At 73.8% G+C, this 16,462-nt stretch carries 11 protein-coding genes; 6 read left to right on the top strand and 5 right to left on the bottom strand.

Annotated elements, in window-relative coordinates:
• Positions 1–31 precede the first annotated feature (31 nt).
• The 4 genes from C8E97_RS23145 to C8E97_RS23130 all read left to right on the top strand — a co-directional run bounded on the left by C8E97_RS23145 (position 32) and on the right by C8E97_RS23130 (position 5,548).
• Positions 32–829: a hypothetical protein gene (locus tag C8E97_RS23145; RefSeq protein ID WP_121012177.1), complete on the top strand. Its 798-nt coding sequence runs from the start codon at positions 32–34 to the stop codon at positions 827–829.
• Between the two features lie 463 nt (positions 830–1,292).
• The gene (locus tag C8E97_RS23140) at positions 1,293–2,123 is read left to right on the top strand and encodes a TylF/MycF/NovP-related O-methyltransferase (RefSeq protein ID WP_121007594.1); all 831 of its coding nucleotides are present in this window, start codon (positions 1,293–1,295) and stop codon (positions 2,121–2,123) included.
• 108 nt (positions 2,124–2,231) lie between these two features.
• Positions 2,232–3,617 (top strand): sigma 54-interacting transcriptional regulator, encoded by a 1,386-nt coding sequence (locus C8E97_RS23135; protein WP_121007593.1) that lies wholly within the window; start codon positions 2,232–2,234, stop codon positions 3,615–3,617.
• Positions 3,614–5,548: a vWA domain-containing protein gene (locus C8E97_RS23130; RefSeq protein WP_121007592.1), complete on the top strand. Its 1,935-nt coding sequence runs from the start codon at positions 3,614–3,616 to the stop codon at positions 5,546–5,548. Before C8E97_RS23135 ends, C8E97_RS23130 begins: the two co-directional genes overlap by 4 nt.
• Positions 5,549–5,694: 146 nt before the next feature.
• On the opposite strand, the gene ctaD is transcribed toward C8E97_RS23130, so the two are convergent.
• Positions 5,695–7,521 (bottom strand): aa3-type cytochrome oxidase subunit I, encoded by a 1,827-nt coding sequence (gene ctaD / locus C8E97_RS23125; RefSeq protein ID WP_170211968.1) that lies wholly within the window; start codon positions 7,519–7,521, stop codon positions 5,695–5,697.
• A gap of 506 nt (positions 7,522–8,027) precedes the next feature.
• Here ctaD and mshC point away from each other — a divergent pair.
• Positions 8,028–9,266 (top strand): cysteine--1-D-myo-inosityl 2-amino-2-deoxy-alpha-D-glucopyranoside ligase, encoded by a 1,239-nt coding sequence (gene mshC, locus C8E97_RS23120; protein WP_121007591.1) that lies wholly within the window; start codon positions 8,028–8,030, stop codon positions 9,264–9,266.
• A 192-nt stretch (positions 9,267–9,458) separates the two neighbouring features.
• Here the strand turns inward: mshC and C8E97_RS23115 are convergent, their stop codons facing one another.
• Positions 9,459–11,264, bottom strand: a complete 1,806-nt coding sequence (locus C8E97_RS23115; RefSeq protein WP_121007590.1) for a S8 family peptidase — start codon at positions 11,262–11,264, stop codon at positions 9,459–9,461.
• Between the two features lie 221 nt (positions 11,265–11,485).
• Positions 11,486–11,974, bottom strand: a complete 489-nt coding sequence (locus tag C8E97_RS23110; RefSeq protein ID WP_121007589.1) for a GbsR/MarR family transcriptional regulator — start codon at positions 11,972–11,974, stop codon at positions 11,486–11,488.
• Between the two features lie 264 nt (positions 11,975–12,238).
• On the opposite strand from C8E97_RS23110, the gene C8E97_RS23105 reads away from it, so the two are divergent.
• Positions 12,239–14,260 carry a DUF8189 domain-containing protein gene (locus C8E97_RS23105; protein WP_121007588.1) on the top strand — a complete coding sequence of 674 codons (2,022 nt, stop codon included), beginning with the start codon at positions 12,239–12,241 and terminating at the stop codon, positions 14,258–14,260.
• Here the strand turns inward: C8E97_RS23105 and C8E97_RS23100 are convergent.
• Together C8E97_RS23100 and C8E97_RS23095 are read right to left on the bottom strand one after the other, a co-directional pair.
• Positions 14,257–15,402: an MFS transporter gene (locus tag C8E97_RS23100; protein ID WP_121007587.1), complete on the bottom strand. Its 1,146-nt coding sequence runs from the start codon at positions 15,400–15,402 to the stop codon at positions 14,257–14,259. The two genes, C8E97_RS23105 and C8E97_RS23100, sit on opposite strands and share 4 nt — an antisense overlap.
• 124 nt (positions 15,403–15,526) lie before the next feature.
• The gene (locus tag C8E97_RS23095; RefSeq protein ID WP_121007586.1) at positions 15,527–16,423 is read right to left on the bottom strand and encodes a PAC2 family protein; all 897 of its coding nucleotides are present in this window, start codon (positions 16,421–16,423) and stop codon (positions 15,527–15,529) included.
• Positions 16,424–16,462 lie beyond the last annotated feature (39 nt).

The following is a 16,462-nucleotide window of genomic DNA, read 5'->3' as shown; positions in this document are numbered from 1 at the left end:
CCGTTCCGGAGCACGCGTAACCTTGGGCATCGTGTCCTGTGCGAGTGCGACGCTGGTCGTGTGGACGTCCGCCTGGCTGCATGGTTCGGCCGCGGCCGACGACGTCCTCGACGCCCTGGGGTCCTGGGCCGAGCTGCACGAGGTGGTGGCCGACGACGACGGCACCGCCACCGCGCTCGACCTGCCGGGCCCCGACGAGCGGGCGGTGGGTTCGGCGCTGCTGCTGGCCGCGCTGCGGCGGGCGTCGGCGTCCACCGCGCGGCTGGTGCTGCCGGTGCCCGGTGACGTCCGCGGCCTGGGCGGGCGCGGCCCGCTGAGCCAGTGCGCGCTGCGCGTCGGGCAGGCCGCGGTGCTGCCCGACGTCGGTGTCGGCCTGGTGCCCCGGCTGGTGGCGGACGGCGTGCTGCGGTGGACGGTGTTCGACCTGCCGACGGTGACGGCGGTGGAGCACGTGCCGATCGGCGAGGCCGAGCACGGCCTGGCGTCGGCGATGCGCGAGGCCGCGACCGCGCTGGTGACGCTGGACGTGGCGCGGCACCGGCCGAACGTGCGCGCCGAGATCGCGGAGCTGGCCGCGGAGCACACCAAGCTGACCTGGCCCGCCGGGATGCCGCCGCGCGCGCTGCGGGTGCTCCAGCGGGCCGCGGAGGTGGCGGCGATCCTCACCGTGGCCGCGTCGGACGCGCCGGGTGGAGCGGTGTCGGCCTCGGCGCAGGCGGCACGGGACGAGGCGCTGCGCCCGCTGTCGGAGGCGGTGCGGCGGGCCCGCGTCGCCGCCGTGGACGAGGCCGTGCGGGTGCTGTCGGACCAGGGGGCGGGACGGGTGTGATTTTTGGGCTGTGTTGGATTTGCCCTCCTTCGTCGGGCGGCTCGGCCGCCTGTTAGTCGGCGGCTCGCGGGGCGTTTCTTGTCGATCGAAAAGCGTGATCGACAAGAAGCGCGCCGTGAACCGCCGACGCGGCCTCGCTGTGTTGGATGGCCCGACTCCGTCGGGCGGCTCGGCCGCCGTTGAGTCGGCGGCTCGCGGGGCGGGTTGCGCCGATCGAAGAGCGTGATCGGCGAAACCCGCGCCGTGAACCGCCGACGCGGCCTCGCGGGGTTGGATTTGCCCGACTCCGTCGGGTGGCTCGGCTGGCGTTGAGTCGGTGGCTCGTGGGGGCGGTTGCCGGGAGGCGGATTTCGGCCGGACGGGGGAGGGGCGTCGCCTTGGGGTGCCGGGCATTCGGGTGTGGCGCCTTCCCAACGCCGGTGTGCGTGGGGTAGGGAACGGGGGCCGCCCGAGAGGAGGGCCCGTGTTGCCCAGACTGCGCCAGGCGTTGCGCCTCCCACCTACCCGCGCCCAGCGCGCCGCGGCGGAGCGCGACGATCTCGTCCGGCGGTTGCGCCGCGAGTTCGAGGAGGTCGCCCGTGAGGAGGCGGACCGGATCATCGCCGTCGTGCGGGAGGTCGAGCACCGGGCGCGGCGCGACGTCCACGCCGAGGCCGACCGGTACGCGCTGCGCACGACCGAGCGGTTCGTGCGGGACAACCTGCTGACCGCGCCCGCGTTCCCGAACCGGTTCGACACCCTGCGCCACGCCCTGGCGCACGCCCCCGAGCACGGCATGGCGCTGGAGTTCGGCGTCTTCCGGGGCACCACGTTGAAGATCATCGTCGAGGAGCGCGGTGGCGACGTCCACGGCTTCGACTCCTTCGAGGGCCTGCCGGAGGACTGGCGCCCGAACCGGCCCGCCGGGTACTTCCGGGCGGACCTGGTGCCCGAGGTGCCCGGCGCGGGGATCGTGCCCGGCTGGTTCGACGAGACGCTGCCGGGCTTCTTCGCCGAGCACCCCGGCGACGTGGCGTTCCTGCACCTCGACGCGGACCTGTACTCGTCCACCGTCACGGCCCTGGAGCACGCCGGACCCCGGCTGCGGCCCGGTAGCGTCGTGCTGTTCGACGAGTACTTCAACTACCCCGGCTGGGAGGCCCACGAGCACCGGGCGTGGCGGGAGTTCGTGGCCCGCCACGACGTCGCCTTCGAGTACCTGTGCTTCACCGCCGACAACGAGCAGTTGGCGGTCCGCGTCACCGCCATCGGGTCGGACGCGGCGGAAGAGGTTCCCGCGCCGCCGACGCCGTGAAACCGCCGTCGGAGCGGCACGCGGCCACGCAGGCACCCGTGCCCGGTCGCGCAGGGTTGGGACCGCTCCACGTCGACCGGACGCCGCGAGATGCGTAACTTCGAGTAGGTGACCTCTGGACTCCCCACCACCGTCGGCGGGCTGCGGGCCGCCGGGCACACCCCGCGTGGCGTCAAGGCCGAGCTGCGGGACAACCTGCTCGCCGCGCTGCGCGAGAAGCGCGACCCGTGGCCGGGCATCGTCGGGTTCGACCGGACGGTGCTGCCGCAGCTGGAGCGGGCCATCCTGGCGGGCCACGACGTCGTGCTGCTCGGCGAGCGCGGCCAGGGCAAGACGCGGCTGCTGCGGACCCTGGTCGGCCTGCTCGACGAGTGGACGCCGGTGATCGCGGGCGCCGAGCTGAACGAGCACCCGCTCGACCCGATCACGCCCGAGTCGAAGCGGCGGGCCGCCGAGCTGGGCGACGACCTGCCGGTGGCCTGGAAGCACCGCGACGAGCGGTTCGCCGAGAAGCTCGCCACGCCGGACACCAGCGTCGGCGACCTGGTCGGCGACGTGGACCCGGTGAAGGTCGCCCAGGGCCGCAGCCTCGGCGACCCCGAGACCATCCACTACGGCCTGCTGCCGCGCTCGCACCGCGGCATCATCGCCGTCAACGAGCTGCCCGACCTCGCCGAGCGCATCCAGGTGTCGCTGCTGAACGTGATGGAGGAGCGCGACATCCAGATCCGCGGCTACACCCTCCGCCTGCCGCTGGACGTGCTGCTGGTCGCGACCGCCAACCCCGAGGACTACACCAACCGCGGCCGGATCATCACGCCGCTCAAGGACCGGTTCGGCGCGGAGATCCGCACGCACTACCCGCTGGAGGTGGCCGCCGAGGTGGCCCTGGTCCGGCAGGAGGCCGACCTGGTCGCCGAGGTGGGCGACCACCTGCTGGAGGTCATCGCCCGGTTCGTGCGGCACCTGCGCGAGTCGTCCGCCATCGACCAGCGGTCGGGCGTGTCGGCGCGGTTCGCGGTGGCGGCGGCCGAGACGGTGGCCGCGTCGGCGCTGCGGCGCGGCGCGCTGATCGGCGAGCACCCGCCGATCGCCCGCCCGGTCGACCTGGACTCGGTGCCCGCGGTCCTGCGCGGCAAGCTGGAGTTCGAGGCGGGCGAGGAGGGGCGCGAGCAGGAGGTCCTGACCCACCTGCTGCGCCGCGCGGTGGCCGACACCGCCCGGTCCGCGTTCGCCGGGCTGAACCTGCGCCCGCTGGCGGAGCTGGTCTCCGACGGGCACCCGGTCGCGACCGGCGAACGGGTGCACGCGGGCGACCTGCTCGCCGCGCTGCCCGAGATGCCGGTGCTGCACGAGGTCGCGCAGCGGGCCGGCGCGGGACCGAAGGACCCGGTGGGGCGCATCGCGTCGATCGTGGAGCTGGCGCTGGAGTCGCTCTACCTGACCCGGCAGCTGTCCAAGGACGCCGACGAGGATCGGACGGTCTACGGATGAGCACCTACCGCTACGGCCGGTACGTCGACGGGCCCGACCCGCTCGCGCCGCCCGCGGACCTGCGGGCGGCGATGGACGAGCTGGGGCGCGAGGTCATGGAGGGCGCGTCGCCCGCGTCCGCGCTGCGCGAGCTGCTGCGCCGCGGCCTGCCGGGCACACCCGGCCTGGACGACCTGACGTCGCGGCTGTGGCGGCGGCGGTCGGCGATCCAGCGGCGGCACCGGCTCGACGGGACGCTCCAGGAGGTCCGCCGGCTGCTGGACGAGGCGCTGGAGGCCGAGCGGGCGGCGCTGTTCCCCGACCCGGACGACGCGGCGCGGTTCCGCGAGGCGCTGCTCGACGCCCTGCCCGCGGGCACCGCGGCGGCGGTCCGCGAACTGGCCGCGTACGACTGGCGCTCGGACCGGGCCCGCGAGTCCTACGAGCGCATCCGCACCCTGCTCGGGCAGGAGCTGCTCGACCAGCGGTTCCAGGGCATGAAGCAGGCGATGCGCGACGTCGACCAGGAGGACGTGCGGCGCATCCGGCGGATGCTGGACGACCTGAACGCGCTGCTCGCCGCCCACGCGCGGGGCGAGGACACCGGGCAGGCGTTCCGGGACTTCATGCGCGAGCACGGCGAGTTCTTCCCGGAGCGCCCGACGACCGTCGACGAACTGGTCGACGCGCTGGCGGCCCGGTCGGCGGCGGCGCGCCGGATGATGAACTCGCTGACCGACGAGCAGCGCGAGGAGCTGGCCGCGCTGTCCCGGCAGGCGTTCGGCGACTCGGGTGTCGGCGCGCGGCTGGCCGCGCTCGACTCGCTGCTCCAGGGGCTGCGGCCGGGCGAGGACTGGGACGGCTCGGCGCGCTTCCGGGGCGACCAGCCGCTGGGGCTCGGCGAGGGCGCGCAGGCGATGGCGGACCTCGCGGAACTGGACGCGCTGGCCGAGCAGCTCGCCCAGTCCTACCCCGGTGCGCGCCTGGAGGACGTCGACGTGGAGGCCCTGGTGCGCCAGCTCGGCGCCGAGGCGGGCGTCGACGCGCGCAGGCTGGCCGAGCTGGAACGCGAGCTGCGGGCCCAGAACCTGCTCGAACGCGCGCCGGACGGCTCGCTGCGGCTGACGCCGAAGGCGTTGCGGCGGCTGGGCGAGGCGGCGCTGCGCGGCGTGCTGGACAGCGTCCGGGCGCAGGGCAGGCGGGAGGACACGCGGGCGGGCGCGGCGGGCGAGCTGGTCGGCAGCACCCGGCCGTGGCGGTTCGGCGACACGGAGCCGTGGAACGTGCCGCGGACGGTCGCCAACGCCGTGCTGCGGGGCGGCACCGGGGAGATCCGGCTGGACGTGTCGGACGTGGAGGTCAGCGAGACCGAGCACCGGTCGCGCGCGGCCGTCGCGCTGTGCGTGGACACGTCGTGGTCGATGGTGCAGGACGGCCGCTGGGTGCCGATGAAGCGCACCGCGCTGGCCCTGCACCACCTGGTGCGCACCCGGTTCCGGACGGACTCGCTGGAGCTCATCACGTTCGGCCGGCACGCCGAGGCGGTCGACATCGGGCAGCTCACGGCGTTGGAGGGGGTGTGGGAGCAGGGGACGAACCTGCACCACGCCCTGCTGCTGGCCGGGCGGCACGTGCGCCGCCACCCCGACGCCCAGCCGGTGGTGCTGGTGGTGACCGACGGCGAGCCGACCGCGCACCTGGAGGCCGACGGGACGGCCGAGTTCAACTACCCGCCGCTGCCGCGCACGATCGCGAAGACCATCGTCGAGGTGGACGGGCTGGCCAGGCTGGGCGCGGCGATCACCGTGTTCCGGCTGGGCGACGACCCGAGGCTGGCGCAGTTCGTCGACCTGGTGGCCCGGCGGGGCGGTGGGCGCGTGGTCGCGCCCGACGAGGACGGCCTGGGCGCGGCGGTGGTGAGCGACTACCTGCGGGCCCGCCGCCGGCGCTGAGGCGCCGGGGGAGCCGGGCGGTGCGGCGAGGGCGTCATCCGCGTTGACGCTGGGCGGCGCGCCGACACCGGCACCGCCGAGGAGGCCCGCCCGGCGCGGCTACGTGGACTCCTGCACCGCCGACGAGGCCCGCCCGCCCGGCGCGGCTACTCGTCGTCCCGGCCGGTGCCCTTCGACCCGGTGTCCTCCGAGCCGGCGCTCTCCTCGCCCCGGTCGGTCGTCCTGGTGTCCCGGTTGGTCGACGCCAGCGCGCTCTCCGTCGCGCTGTCCGGGTCCACCCGCTTACCCGGCTTGGTGAGCGAGAAGTTCGACTCCTCGCGCATCCGCTCCACCATGTGCGGGTAGTGCAGCTCGAACGCCGGGCGCTCCGACCGGATGCGGGGCAGCTCGGTGAAGTTGTGCCGGGGCGGCGGGCTGGACGTCGCCCACTCCAGCGAGTTCCCGAAGCCCCAGGGGTCGTCCCGCTCGGCCGGGTCGCCGAACCGGTAGCTGCGGAACACGTTCCACACGAACGGCAGCACCGACGCGCCGAGCAGGAACGCCCCGATCGTCGAGATGGTGTTCAGCGTGGTGAAGCCGTCGGAGGGCAGGTAGTCCGCGTACCGGCGCGGGAAGCCCTCGTTGCCCAGCCAGTGCTGGATCAGGAACGTCAGGTGGAAGCCCAGGAACGTCGTCCAGAAGTGCAGCTTCCCCAGCGGCTCGTTCAGCATCCGCCCGGTCATCTTGGGGAACCAGAAGTAGATGCCGGCGTAGGTGGCGAACACGATCGTCCCGAACAGCACGTAGTGGAAGTGCGCCACCACGAAGTACGTGTCGTGGACGTGGAAGTCCAGCGGCGGCGACGCGAGGATGATGCCCGTCAGGCCGCCCAGCAGGAACGTGATCAGGAAGCCGATGCTGAACAGCATCGGCGTCTCCATCGTGATCGAGCCGCGCCACATCGTGCCGATCCAGTTGAAGAACTTGATGCCCGTCGGCACCGCGATCAGGAACGTCATCAGCGAGAAGAACGGCAGCAGCACCGCGCCCGTGGCGAACATGTGGTGCGCCCACACCGCCACCGACAGCGCCGCGATCGCGAACGTCGCGAAGACCAGGCCCTTGTACCCGAACAGCGGCTTCCGGCTGAACACCGGGAAGATCTCGCTGACGATGCCGAAGAACGGCAGCGCCACGATGTAGACCTCGGGGTGCCCGAAGAACCAGAACAGGTGCTGCCACAGGATCACGCCGCCGTTGGCGGGGTCGAACACGTGCGCGCCCAGGTGCCGGTCCGCCGCCAGGCCCATCAGCGCGGCGGTCAGGATCGGGAACGCGATCAGGATCAGCAGGCTGGTGACGAAGATGTTCCAGGTGAAGATCGGCATCCGGAACATCGTCATGCCGGGCGCGCGCAGGCAGCACACCGTCGTCACCATGTTGACGCCGCCGAGGATGGTGCCCAGGCCGCTGACCGCCAGGCCCATGATCCAGAGGTCGGGCCCGACGCCGGGCGCGTGCACGGCGCTCGACAGCGGCGTGTAGGCGGTCCAGCCGAAGTCGGCCGCGCCGCCGGGCGTCAGGAAGCTCGCGACCACCGTGAGGCCGCCGAACAGGTACAGCCAGTACGAGAACGCGTTGAGCCGGGGGAACGCCACGTCCGGCGCGCCGATCTGGAGCGGCAGGACGTAGTTCGCGAACCCGAACAGGATCGGCGTCGCGTACAGCAGCAACATGATCGTGCCGTGCATGGTGAACAGCTGGTTGTACTGCTCGTTCGACAGGAACTGGAGCCCCGGTCGGGCCAGCTCGCCGCGGATCAGCAGCGCCATCAGGCCGCCGATCATGAAGAACACGAACGACGAGGTGAGGTAGAGCATGCCGATCTGCTTGGGATCGGTGGTCTTCAGCAGGCCGAGCAGCACGGCGCCCTTCGGCCGTCGCCGGGCCGCACCCGGATGGGTGATCACGGGTTCCGGCTTGAGCGCGGTCATGACCGCCTCCCTCGTCCTGACGACGTGGCAACGATCACATCGTCTACCCACTGGCGGGTGGCGGCAATCGCACGGATCGCGGACCGGGGTCGACGGTTCCCCGGTCCAGGGCGTTGACCTGCGGCGGAGCTGTCGGATCGCCCGTTGGGGGAACTCCCGGCGGCCCTGCCGGGAGCAGCGGGGACGAGTCCCGGCCCCGCTCGAACTCGTCCGCGTGGTCGCCAGAGCGGTGGTCGCGGTAGCGGCCGTCGCGCCGCGGTCGTAATCGCCTTCGACGTCGTCGGCCGGGCGCGACGGTCGCGGGCGTGCGCGCCGCGGTCGATGGCGGCTCGGAGACGATTCCCGCTGATGTCAGTGACTGACATCAGTCCGTTCGCGGTGCCCGCCCGAACCACCACGACACCGCCCCCGGTGCCATGACCTGTGCCTCATCGCCGGCGCGAGTCCGCACCCCGGCGTCCCGCCAGGCGGACCGACCCTTGTACTCGCGAGTTAGGGTCGGTTTCATGCAGACCTGGTCATCCATCCCAGTCCCGCGGGTAGCGGGCGAGCCCCGGCCGTTGCGGCTGTTCGACACGTCCACCGGCGAGGTGCGACCCACGGCCCCCGGCGACACCGCCAGGCTGTACGTCTGCGGCATCACGCCCTACGACGCCACCCACCTCGGGCACGCCGCGACCTACCTGGCGTTCGACCTGGTGCACCGGGTGTGGTTGGACAACGGTCACGAGGTCCACTACGTCCAGAACGTGACCGACGTGGACGACCCGCTGCTGGAGCGCGCCGAACGCGACCAGGACGACTGGGAGGTCCTCGCCATGCGCGAGACCGCCCTGTTCCGGGAGGACATGGTCGCGCTGCGCGTCCTGCCGCCGCGCCAGTACGTGGGCGCGGTGGAGGCCATCCCGGAGGTGGTGGAGGCCGTGGCGAAGCTGCTGGCCGACGGCGCCGCGTACCGGGTGGACGACCCCGAGTACCCGGACGTGTACTTCGACCACACCGCCACCGGCCGCTTCGGGTACGAGTCGCACTACGACGAGGCCACCATGACCCGCTACTTCGGCGAGCGGGGCGGCGACCCGGACCGCGCGGGCAAGCGCCACCCGCTGGACGCCCTGCTGTGGCGGATGGCCCGGCCCGGCGAGCCGGCGTGGCCGTCGGAGCTGGGCGAGGGCCGCCCCGGCTGGCACATCGAGTGCAGCGCCATCGCCCTCAACCGCCTCGGCTCGGGTTTCGACGTCCAGGGCGGCGGCTCCGACCTGGTGTTCCCGCACCACGAGTTCAGCGCGGCGCACGCCGAGGCGCTGACCGGCGAGCACCCGTTCGCCCGGCACTACGTGCACGCGGGCATGATCGGCCTGGACGGCGAGAAGATGTCGAAGTCGCGGGGCAACCTGGTCTTCGTGTCGAAGCTGCGGGCCCAGAAGGTCGACCCGAACGCGGTGCGCCTGGCCCTGCTCGCCGGCCACTACCGCGCGGACCGGCCGTGGACCGACGCCCTGCTGGCGGAGGCGCTGGACCGGCTGGCGAGGTGGCGGCGGGCCGCCGCCCTGGAGACCGGTCCGGCCGCGGCGGACACCGTGGCCAGGCTGCGCGACCACCTGGGCGACGACCTCGACACCCCTGGCGCGCTGGCGGCCCTGGACGCGTGGGCGGCCGAGGCGCTGTCGACCGGCGGCCGGGACGCCGCCGCGCCGAAGCTCTTCCGCGACGCCGTGGACGCCCTGCTGGGCGTCGAGCTCTGAGACCGCCGCCGGTCCGCCGTCGTTCGGCGCGGCGGACCGGCCGGCCCGCCGCGGGCCCCGCGCGTCGTTCGGTCGCACCGCCCCGTGCCGCAATGGCGGTGGGGCCACCCGCGAACGGGTGGCCCCACTCGGGAAGGCTCGCCTCAGTCGCCGATCCGGTCAGTGGCCGGTCCGGTCAGCGGCCGGTCCGGGTCACGCGTCGAGCGTCCAGCTGTCGATCCGGCCCGTGTCGACCGTCGCCAGGTCGCGGACGCGCAGCTTCCACGTGCCGGCGGCCGTCTCCGAGGACGTGTTCACGGTGAACGTGCGGTTGAGGTTGTCCGCGCTGCCGCCCGCCCGGTTGTGCAGGTTGTAGACCGAGCCGTCCGGGGCCACCAGGTCGACGACCAGGTCGCCGATGTAGGAGTGGACGATGTTGACGGTGACCTGCGCGGTGGCCGAGGCGGTGCCCTGGCACGTCAGCTCGATCGTGCTGTTGACGTCGCTGTTGTCGCCGATCGCCACGTCGGTGTCGTTGGTCACCGGGTCACAGCCGTCGCCGCGCTCGCGGATCGTCCACTTGAACGTCGCGGTGCCGGTGCGGCTGTTCGCGTCGGTCACCGTCACGGTCACCGTGTAGGTGCCCGCAGCGGTGGGCGTGCCGGTGACCTGGCCGGCGGAGCTGCCGTTCACGCCGGTCGGCAGGCCGGTGAACGAGAACGTGTACGGCGCGGTGCCGCCGGTGGCCGTGACCTGGAGGTTGACCGGAGTGCCCGCGGTGCCGGCCTGGTCGCCGGGGTTCTTCACGACCGGGTTGTCCGGGGTGGCGCCGCCGACGAACAGCAGCTTGTTGGCCGAGCCGGCGCCGGGGTTGGTGATCTTGCCCGAGGTGGCCGCGGCCACCAGCGCCGACTCGACCTGGGCCGGGGTGGCCGTCGGGTTGGCCGAGACGTACATCGCCGCCGCGCCCGCCACGTGCGGTGACGCCATCGAGGTTCCGCTGATGGTGTTGGTGGCGCTGTCGCTGGTGTGCCAGGCCGAGGTGATGTCCTGGCCGGGCGCGAACAGGTCGGTGCAGGTGCCGTAGTTGGAGAACGAGGCGCGGCCGTCGGACCGGGTGGAGGCGTTGGTGCTGATCGCCTCGCGCACGCGGGCCGGCGAGTAGTTGCACGCGTTCTGGTTGTCGTTGCCCGACGCCACCGCCGTGGTGACGCCCGCCGCGACCAGGTTGCGCACCGCGGTGTCGGTGGCGGTGTCCGCGCTGCCGCCGAGGCTCATGTTCGCCACGGCCGGCTTGACGGCGTTGCGGGCGACCCAGTTGACGCCGTTGACGACGCCCGCCGAGGTGCCCTGGCCCTGGCAGTTCAGGACCTTCACCGCGACCAGCTTGACCTCCTTGGCCACGCCGTGCCGGGTGCCGCCGACCGTGCCCGCGACGTGCGTGCCGTGGCCGTGGCAGTCGGTGTTGTTGCTGTCGACCGTGTTGGTGCCCCAGCTGGCGCGCCCGCCGAAGTCGGAGTGGGTGGTCCGGATGCCGGTGTCGATGACGTAGGCCCGGACGTCGCTCGCCCCGTTGGGGTAGGTGTAGCTGTTGTCCAGCGGCAGGTTCGGCTGGTCGATGCGGTCCAGGCCCCACGACGGCGGGTTGGGCTGCACGCCTTCCACCTGCACGCGCAGGTCGGCCTGCACGAAGTCGACCCGCGGGTCGGCGGCCATGCGGCGGGCCTGGGTGGGCGAGAGCGAGGCGTGGAAGCCGTTGAGCGCGTGCTGCCAGGTCGTGCGGACCGCGCCGCCGTACTTGCCGACCAGCGAGTCGGCGGCCGACGCCGACAGCGCTCTGGGCGAGGCCGAGTCGCGCAGGGCGACGATGTAGGAGCCGGGCACGGCGTCGGCGCTGTCGGCGCTGAGCACCTGTCCCTCGGCCGCGGCCACTCCGACGTTGGTGAACGCCAAGCCTGCCGCGGACACCGCGGCCAGGCCGAGTACGGCCGTCCTTCTGATGAAGCGGACGTGTCCCATGACGGGGTAACTCCCTCGAAGGCAGGGTCGCCCGCCCGTACCCGGCGCGTGCGCCGGACGGGTGAGCGTGCAGGGATGGGGACGTTCGCGCGAACGGGTGGTGCCGACCTGGTCCTCTGCATAGTCCGGACAAAACCCGGCGGCGAGTAGGGCCGTTGGGCGTAATCAGGTGGCGCCGGTCACGATCCGGGTACCGCGACCGCAGGTCACGGGCGATTCAGTCAGGAGTTAAAGCGCTCGTCCCGGTACTCCCGCCACCGCTCCAGCAGGTTGGGCAGCTCGCGGTGGATGAACTCGAAGAACGCCAGGGTCTCGGCGATGCGCCGCCCGGCGGGCGTGTCGGGCCCCAGCACGGCGATGCCCTCGCGGAGCGGGCCGTCCCAGCGGGACATCAGCCGCTCGCGGCGGAAGACGGCCTCGTACCAGACGTCGTCGTACACCCGGTACACGTCGCGGCGGGAGCCGGTCTCGCGCTCGCGGCTGACCATGCTGACCTGGGTGAGGTACCGGATCGCACCGGAGATCGCGGCGGGGGAGACCTGAAGCAGGTCGGCCAGCTCGGCGGCGGTCATGGTGCCGGTGTCCTCGGCCAGCAGCGCCACGAACACCCGCGACGGCATCCGCGGCATCCCGGACTCCGTGAAGGCCGAGGCGACGCGTTCGATGAACCGCAGCACCGCGTGCTCGTCCCGCTCCGTCACCTGGGTCACCGCCGCATCATCCCCTTCGGCCCTCGGCACGGGGGGAGTTTATACGCTTCCTTAACTTCACGAGTTTGTGAAGTTCGTGTAAATTGCCTGCGCGGCGATGATTGCGTCACCCGTGCGAGTGGTGGGTCAGGCGACCGTGTCGCCCGTCGCCCCACCAGGCACGGGCCACTCCTCCGGATTCTTCATGCCCTTCCGGTGGCTGACCATCCTTCCGGGGGGTGGTAGTGCTACGGGGAGTTGCCGAACGCGTTCTCAGGGGGATCGATGCGAATCGGTGTGGCGTTGTCCGTCGTGACCTTGCTGCTGGGTGCGCTGTCGCCACCCGCCGTCGCCGCCGCGCCGGCCGCGGCCTACCTCAACGTCGTCGCGCACCAGGACGACGACGTCCTGTTCATGAACCCGGACGTGCGCAACTCCATCGCCGCCCGGCGACCCAACACCACGGTGTTCCTGACCGCGGGCGAGGCGTTCCGCCAGGTCGGGCCCGGCCGGCCGGGCGACCCGCCCCTGGCGGCGTGCCGTGACGACCTGACGCTGGACCGCGAGGACTACGCCCGCTGCCGCCAGCTCGGCGCGCGGGCGGCGTACGCGCGGATGGCCGGCGTCGCCGACGCGTGGACCCAGGCCAAGTCCGCCGTGGACACCCCGGCCGGCCGGTACTGGCTGGAGGTGCACGCGCTGACCGCCCGGCCGGAGCTGCGGCTGGTGTTCCTGAACATCCCGGAGTGGGGCGACGGCAGCGACGACGCCGCCCGCCCGTGCGCGGGCACGCCCCGCCTGCACGGCGCGAGCCTGTACCACCTGTGGTTCGACCAGCGCGGCACCTGCTCGATGGTGCCCAGCGGCACCGTGCTGTGGCGTGACGACGTGCGCAACGCCCTTCCCGACCGGGCCTTCCTGGTCGCGGTGCTGCGCGCCCTCTACGAGCGGTACCAGCCCACGGTGATCCGCACCCAGGACCCGGACCCCGACCCGCGCTACCAGGACCCCGCGTGGCTGCACGACCACAGCGACCACGTCATCGGCGCGCGGTTCGCGCACGAGGCGGCACGCGGCTACGCCGGGCCGGGCGGGCGGGCCGCCGTGCGGATCGTGTCGCACCGCAACTACAACATCGCCACGTCGCCGGTGAACCTCGACGCGGGCCAACGCGCCGAGAAGGCCGCCGACTACGCGGCCTACGACCTGTGGGACGCCCACTCCGACGACACCGGTGGCTACGCCACGTGGCCGCAGCGCATGATCCACCGGCACACCACCGGCACCACGTGGGCCGGCCGCAACCGCGACGGCAGGCTCCAGGCGTTCGCCGTGCAGGGTGGGCGGCTCGCCACCTGGTGGCAGAGCGCCGGCGGCTGGTCGTCCACGACGCTCGCGACGCCGGGCCCGCTCGCGCCCGGCGTGTCGGTCGAGCAGGACCGGGACGGCAGGCTGCACGTGTTCGCCCGGCGGCTGGACACCCACGAGGTCATCACCCTCGCGCAGCAGGCGCCCGACGCCGGCTTCGGCGACTGGCGCGGCCTGGGCTCGCCCAACACCGGGGCGGCGGCCGCGCAGGTCGGCACACCGGTCGCCAAGCGCGGTGCCGACGGCGTGCTCCGGGTGTTCGTCAAGAACGGCGGCGGCGGGCTGAGCGTGCGCACCCCGGACGGGTGGCAGGACGCGGGCGGCACCGGCCTCCAGGACGGCCTGGCGGTGGGCGTCGACCGCGCCGGCGGCACGGACGTGTTCGGGTTCGCCGTGGTGGACGGCGTCGGCCGCGTCAGGCACTGGTCGGCCGGGCCCGGCGGCGCGTTCGCCCTCCGCCCCGACCTGGCCGGGTTCGAGCCGTCCGGCCCGCCGTCGGTGGCGCTGAACGAGGACGGCAGGCAGGACGTGTTCTACCGGCTGGCGGGCGACCGGGCCGCGCGGGTCGGCCACACCTGGCAGCTGCCCGACGGCACCTGGACCTCCGCCCGCGAGGACATCTCCAGCCAGGGCGGCGTCGGCGCGCCCGCCGTCGTCGACGCGCCCGAGGGGGTCGCCGACTCCCGCGTCGTCGTGTTCACCACCAACCGGGGCGGCGGGGTCAGCACCACCCGGCAGGTCGCGCCCAACGCCTCGTACGGCACGCGGTGGGCCGACCTGGGCGGCTTCCTCGTCGGCCAGCCGGCGGCGCTGACCGACCCGGCCGGCCGCGTGGTGCTGTTCGCGCTGGACGACCGCGGCGGGCTCCTGGTCCGCCGCCAGCGGGCCGCCGGCGGCACGGCCGGCTTCGACGACTGGGTGGCGCCGGGCCTGCCCTAGCCCGCCGGCCCGCCGTCCCCGCGCCGCCCCGCCGCCCGCCACAGCAGACCCGGCGGCAGGAGCAGCACCAGGGCGGCGGGCGTCAGGAACGCCGTCACCGGGTGCAGGTGGTACAGCGGCACGAACGCCATCGGCGACAGCGCGCCGCCGAGGAACCGGAACGACTGCAACACCGACACCGACCCGCCCCGGTTGCCGCCGTCGTCGCGCAGCACCAGGGCGTTCAGGCCGACCAGCACCGCCTGGGACAACGCGCCCGCCAGCGACCACAGCACACCCGCCGCGACCAGGCTCGGCAGCACCCCGACCAGGGCGAACACCACCGCGCCGACCGTCGTGCCGAGCAGCACGCACCGGCGCGGGCCGAAGCGGTCGATCAGCCACCCGGTCAGCCGCGCCGTGCCGATGCCGACCACGCCGAACCCGGTCAGCACCAGCCCCCGCTCGCCCGAGCCGAGCCCGAAGTCGTCGCCGAGCCGCAGCGCCACCAGGAACGACATCCCGCCCAGGCAGCCCCAGCCGACGAACCCGACGGCCGCGAGCCGCAGGGTCCTCGGCCGCCACGCGCTGCGCAGCCGGGGTGGCCGCTCCGCCTTCGGCGGGTCGGCGGGCAGCCCGCCGACCGCGAGCAGCCCCGCCACGACGGCCGCGCCGACGAACGCCCACCGCCACGACGCCTCCGCCGCCAGCCCGCCGACCAGCGGCGCGGAGGTCTGCCCGGCGGCCTGCATCGAGGCGAACACGCCCAGCGCGCGGCCCAGCCGCTCCCGCGGCGTCGCGGCGGCCACGGCCGCCAGCAGCAGGGGGGTGGTGAACGCGTTGGCCGCGCCCTGGACCGCCCGGCCGCCGATCAGCACCGGGAACGACCACGACACGGCGCACAGCGCCGACGCGGCCACGTAGACGACGTACGCCGTGCGCACCGTCCGCCGCGCGCCCCAGCGCTCGCCCAGCGTCCCGGAGAACAGCATGAACGCGGCGAACGGCAGGAGGTACCCGGTGAGCGTGACCGCCGCCGTCCCGGCCGACACCCGGAAGTCCGCCCCGATCTCGGGCAGCACCGACGAGGTCACCGCCCCGCCGAAGGGCCCCAGGAAGCCGCCGGCGTACAGGGCGAGCACCGACAGCCTTCGCCCGCCCATCCGCACCTCCCCCACCCGCGCGCCGCCCCGGCCCCGCGCTACCCGGTGAACACCCGCGCTCCCCGGTGAACCCCGTCCGGGCGCGTGCCACCGCCGCCGCGCGGCGGTGCCCCGGTCAGCCCGGTCAGATCCCCGCCGGACCGCGGCCGGGACCGCGCCCGCGCCGCCGCAGGTAGCGCTCGAACTCCGCCGCGATGGCGTCACCGCTGGCCTCGGTGATCTGGATCTCCGCGTCGCCGCGCTCCTCCAGCGCCCGGACGTAGTTGCGGACGTCCTCGTCCTCGTCGGCCATCTCGCTGACCGTGCGCTCCCACTCCTCGGCCTGCTCGGGCAGCGCGCCCAGCGGCACCTCCACGTCCAGCACCTCCTCCACCCGGTGCAGGAGCGCCAGCGTCGCCTTGGGCGACGGGGGCTGCGACACGTAGTGCGGCACGGCCGCCCAGAACGAGATCGCGGGCACCCCCGCCTGCACGCACAGGTCCTGGAACACGCCGACGATGCCCGTCGGGCCCTCGTAGCGCGACCGCTCCAGGCCGAACTTCGAGGCCGCGGCGGCGTCGTAGGCCGTGCCCGTCACCGGCACCGGCCGGGTGTGCGGGGTGTCCATGAGCAGCGCGCCGAGCGTGACCACGGTGGTGATGCCCAGGTCCTCGATGTGGCCGAGCAGTTCGCCGGCGAACTTCCGCCACCGCATGTTCGGCTCGATGCCGTGCACGAGGACGACGTCGGTCGACGAGCCGGGCGGGCGGCAGACCGCCAGGCGCGTCGTGGGGAACTCCACCCGCCGCGTGATCCCGTCCACCATGCGGACTGTGGGGCGCGTCACCTGGAAGTCGTAGTAGTCGTCCGGATCGATCTCCGCCAGCGGCGTGGCGTCCCAGGTCAGTTGCAGGTGCTCGATCGCCGTGCTGGCAGCGTCTCCAGCGTCGTTCCACCCCTCGAACGCCGCCACCATGATCGGGTTGGTGAGCGGTTTGCTGGGGTCGAAGGGGGTCTTGGCGGCCTGGTCCGGATCGGTCACCGGGTCAGACTACGACCACCGCCGCACACCCGACGCCGT

The organism is Saccharothrix australiensis (assembly GCF_003634935.1).
GTDB classification, from domain to species: domain Bacteria; phylum Actinomycetota; class Actinomycetes; order Mycobacteriales; family Pseudonocardiaceae; genus Actinosynnema; species Actinosynnema australiense.
The sequence above is the reverse complement of the archived record's forward strand: the minus strand, read 5'-3'. Positions and strand labels throughout refer to the sequence as shown.

What these genes read in the sequence shown, in the direction of transcription:
- C8E97_RS23105 (WP_121007588.1), top strand. Translation starts at nt 12,239, where the DNA reads ATGCGAATCGGTGTGGCGTTGTCCGTCGTGACCTTGCTGCTGGGTGCG.
- C8E97_RS23115 (WP_121007590.1), bottom strand. Translation starts at nt 11,264, where the DNA reads ATGGGACACGTCCGCTTCATCAGAAGGACGGCCGTACTCGGCCTGGCC.
- C8E97_RS23100 (WP_121007587.1), bottom strand. Translation starts at nt 15,402, where the DNA reads ATGGGCGGGCGAAGGCTGTCGGTGCTCGCCCTGTACGCCGGCGGCTTC.
- mshC (WP_121007591.1), top strand. Translation starts at nt 8,028, where the DNA reads ATGCAGACCTGGTCATCCATCCCAGTCCCGCGGGTAGCGGGCGAGCCC.
- ctaD (WP_170211968.1), bottom strand. Translation starts at nt 7,521, where the DNA reads ATGACCGCGCTCAAGCCGGAACCCGTGATCACCCATCCGGGTGCGGCC.
- C8E97_RS23130 (WP_121007592.1), top strand. Translation starts at nt 3,614, where the DNA reads ATGAGCACCTACCGCTACGGCCGGTACGTCGACGGGCCCGACCCGCTC.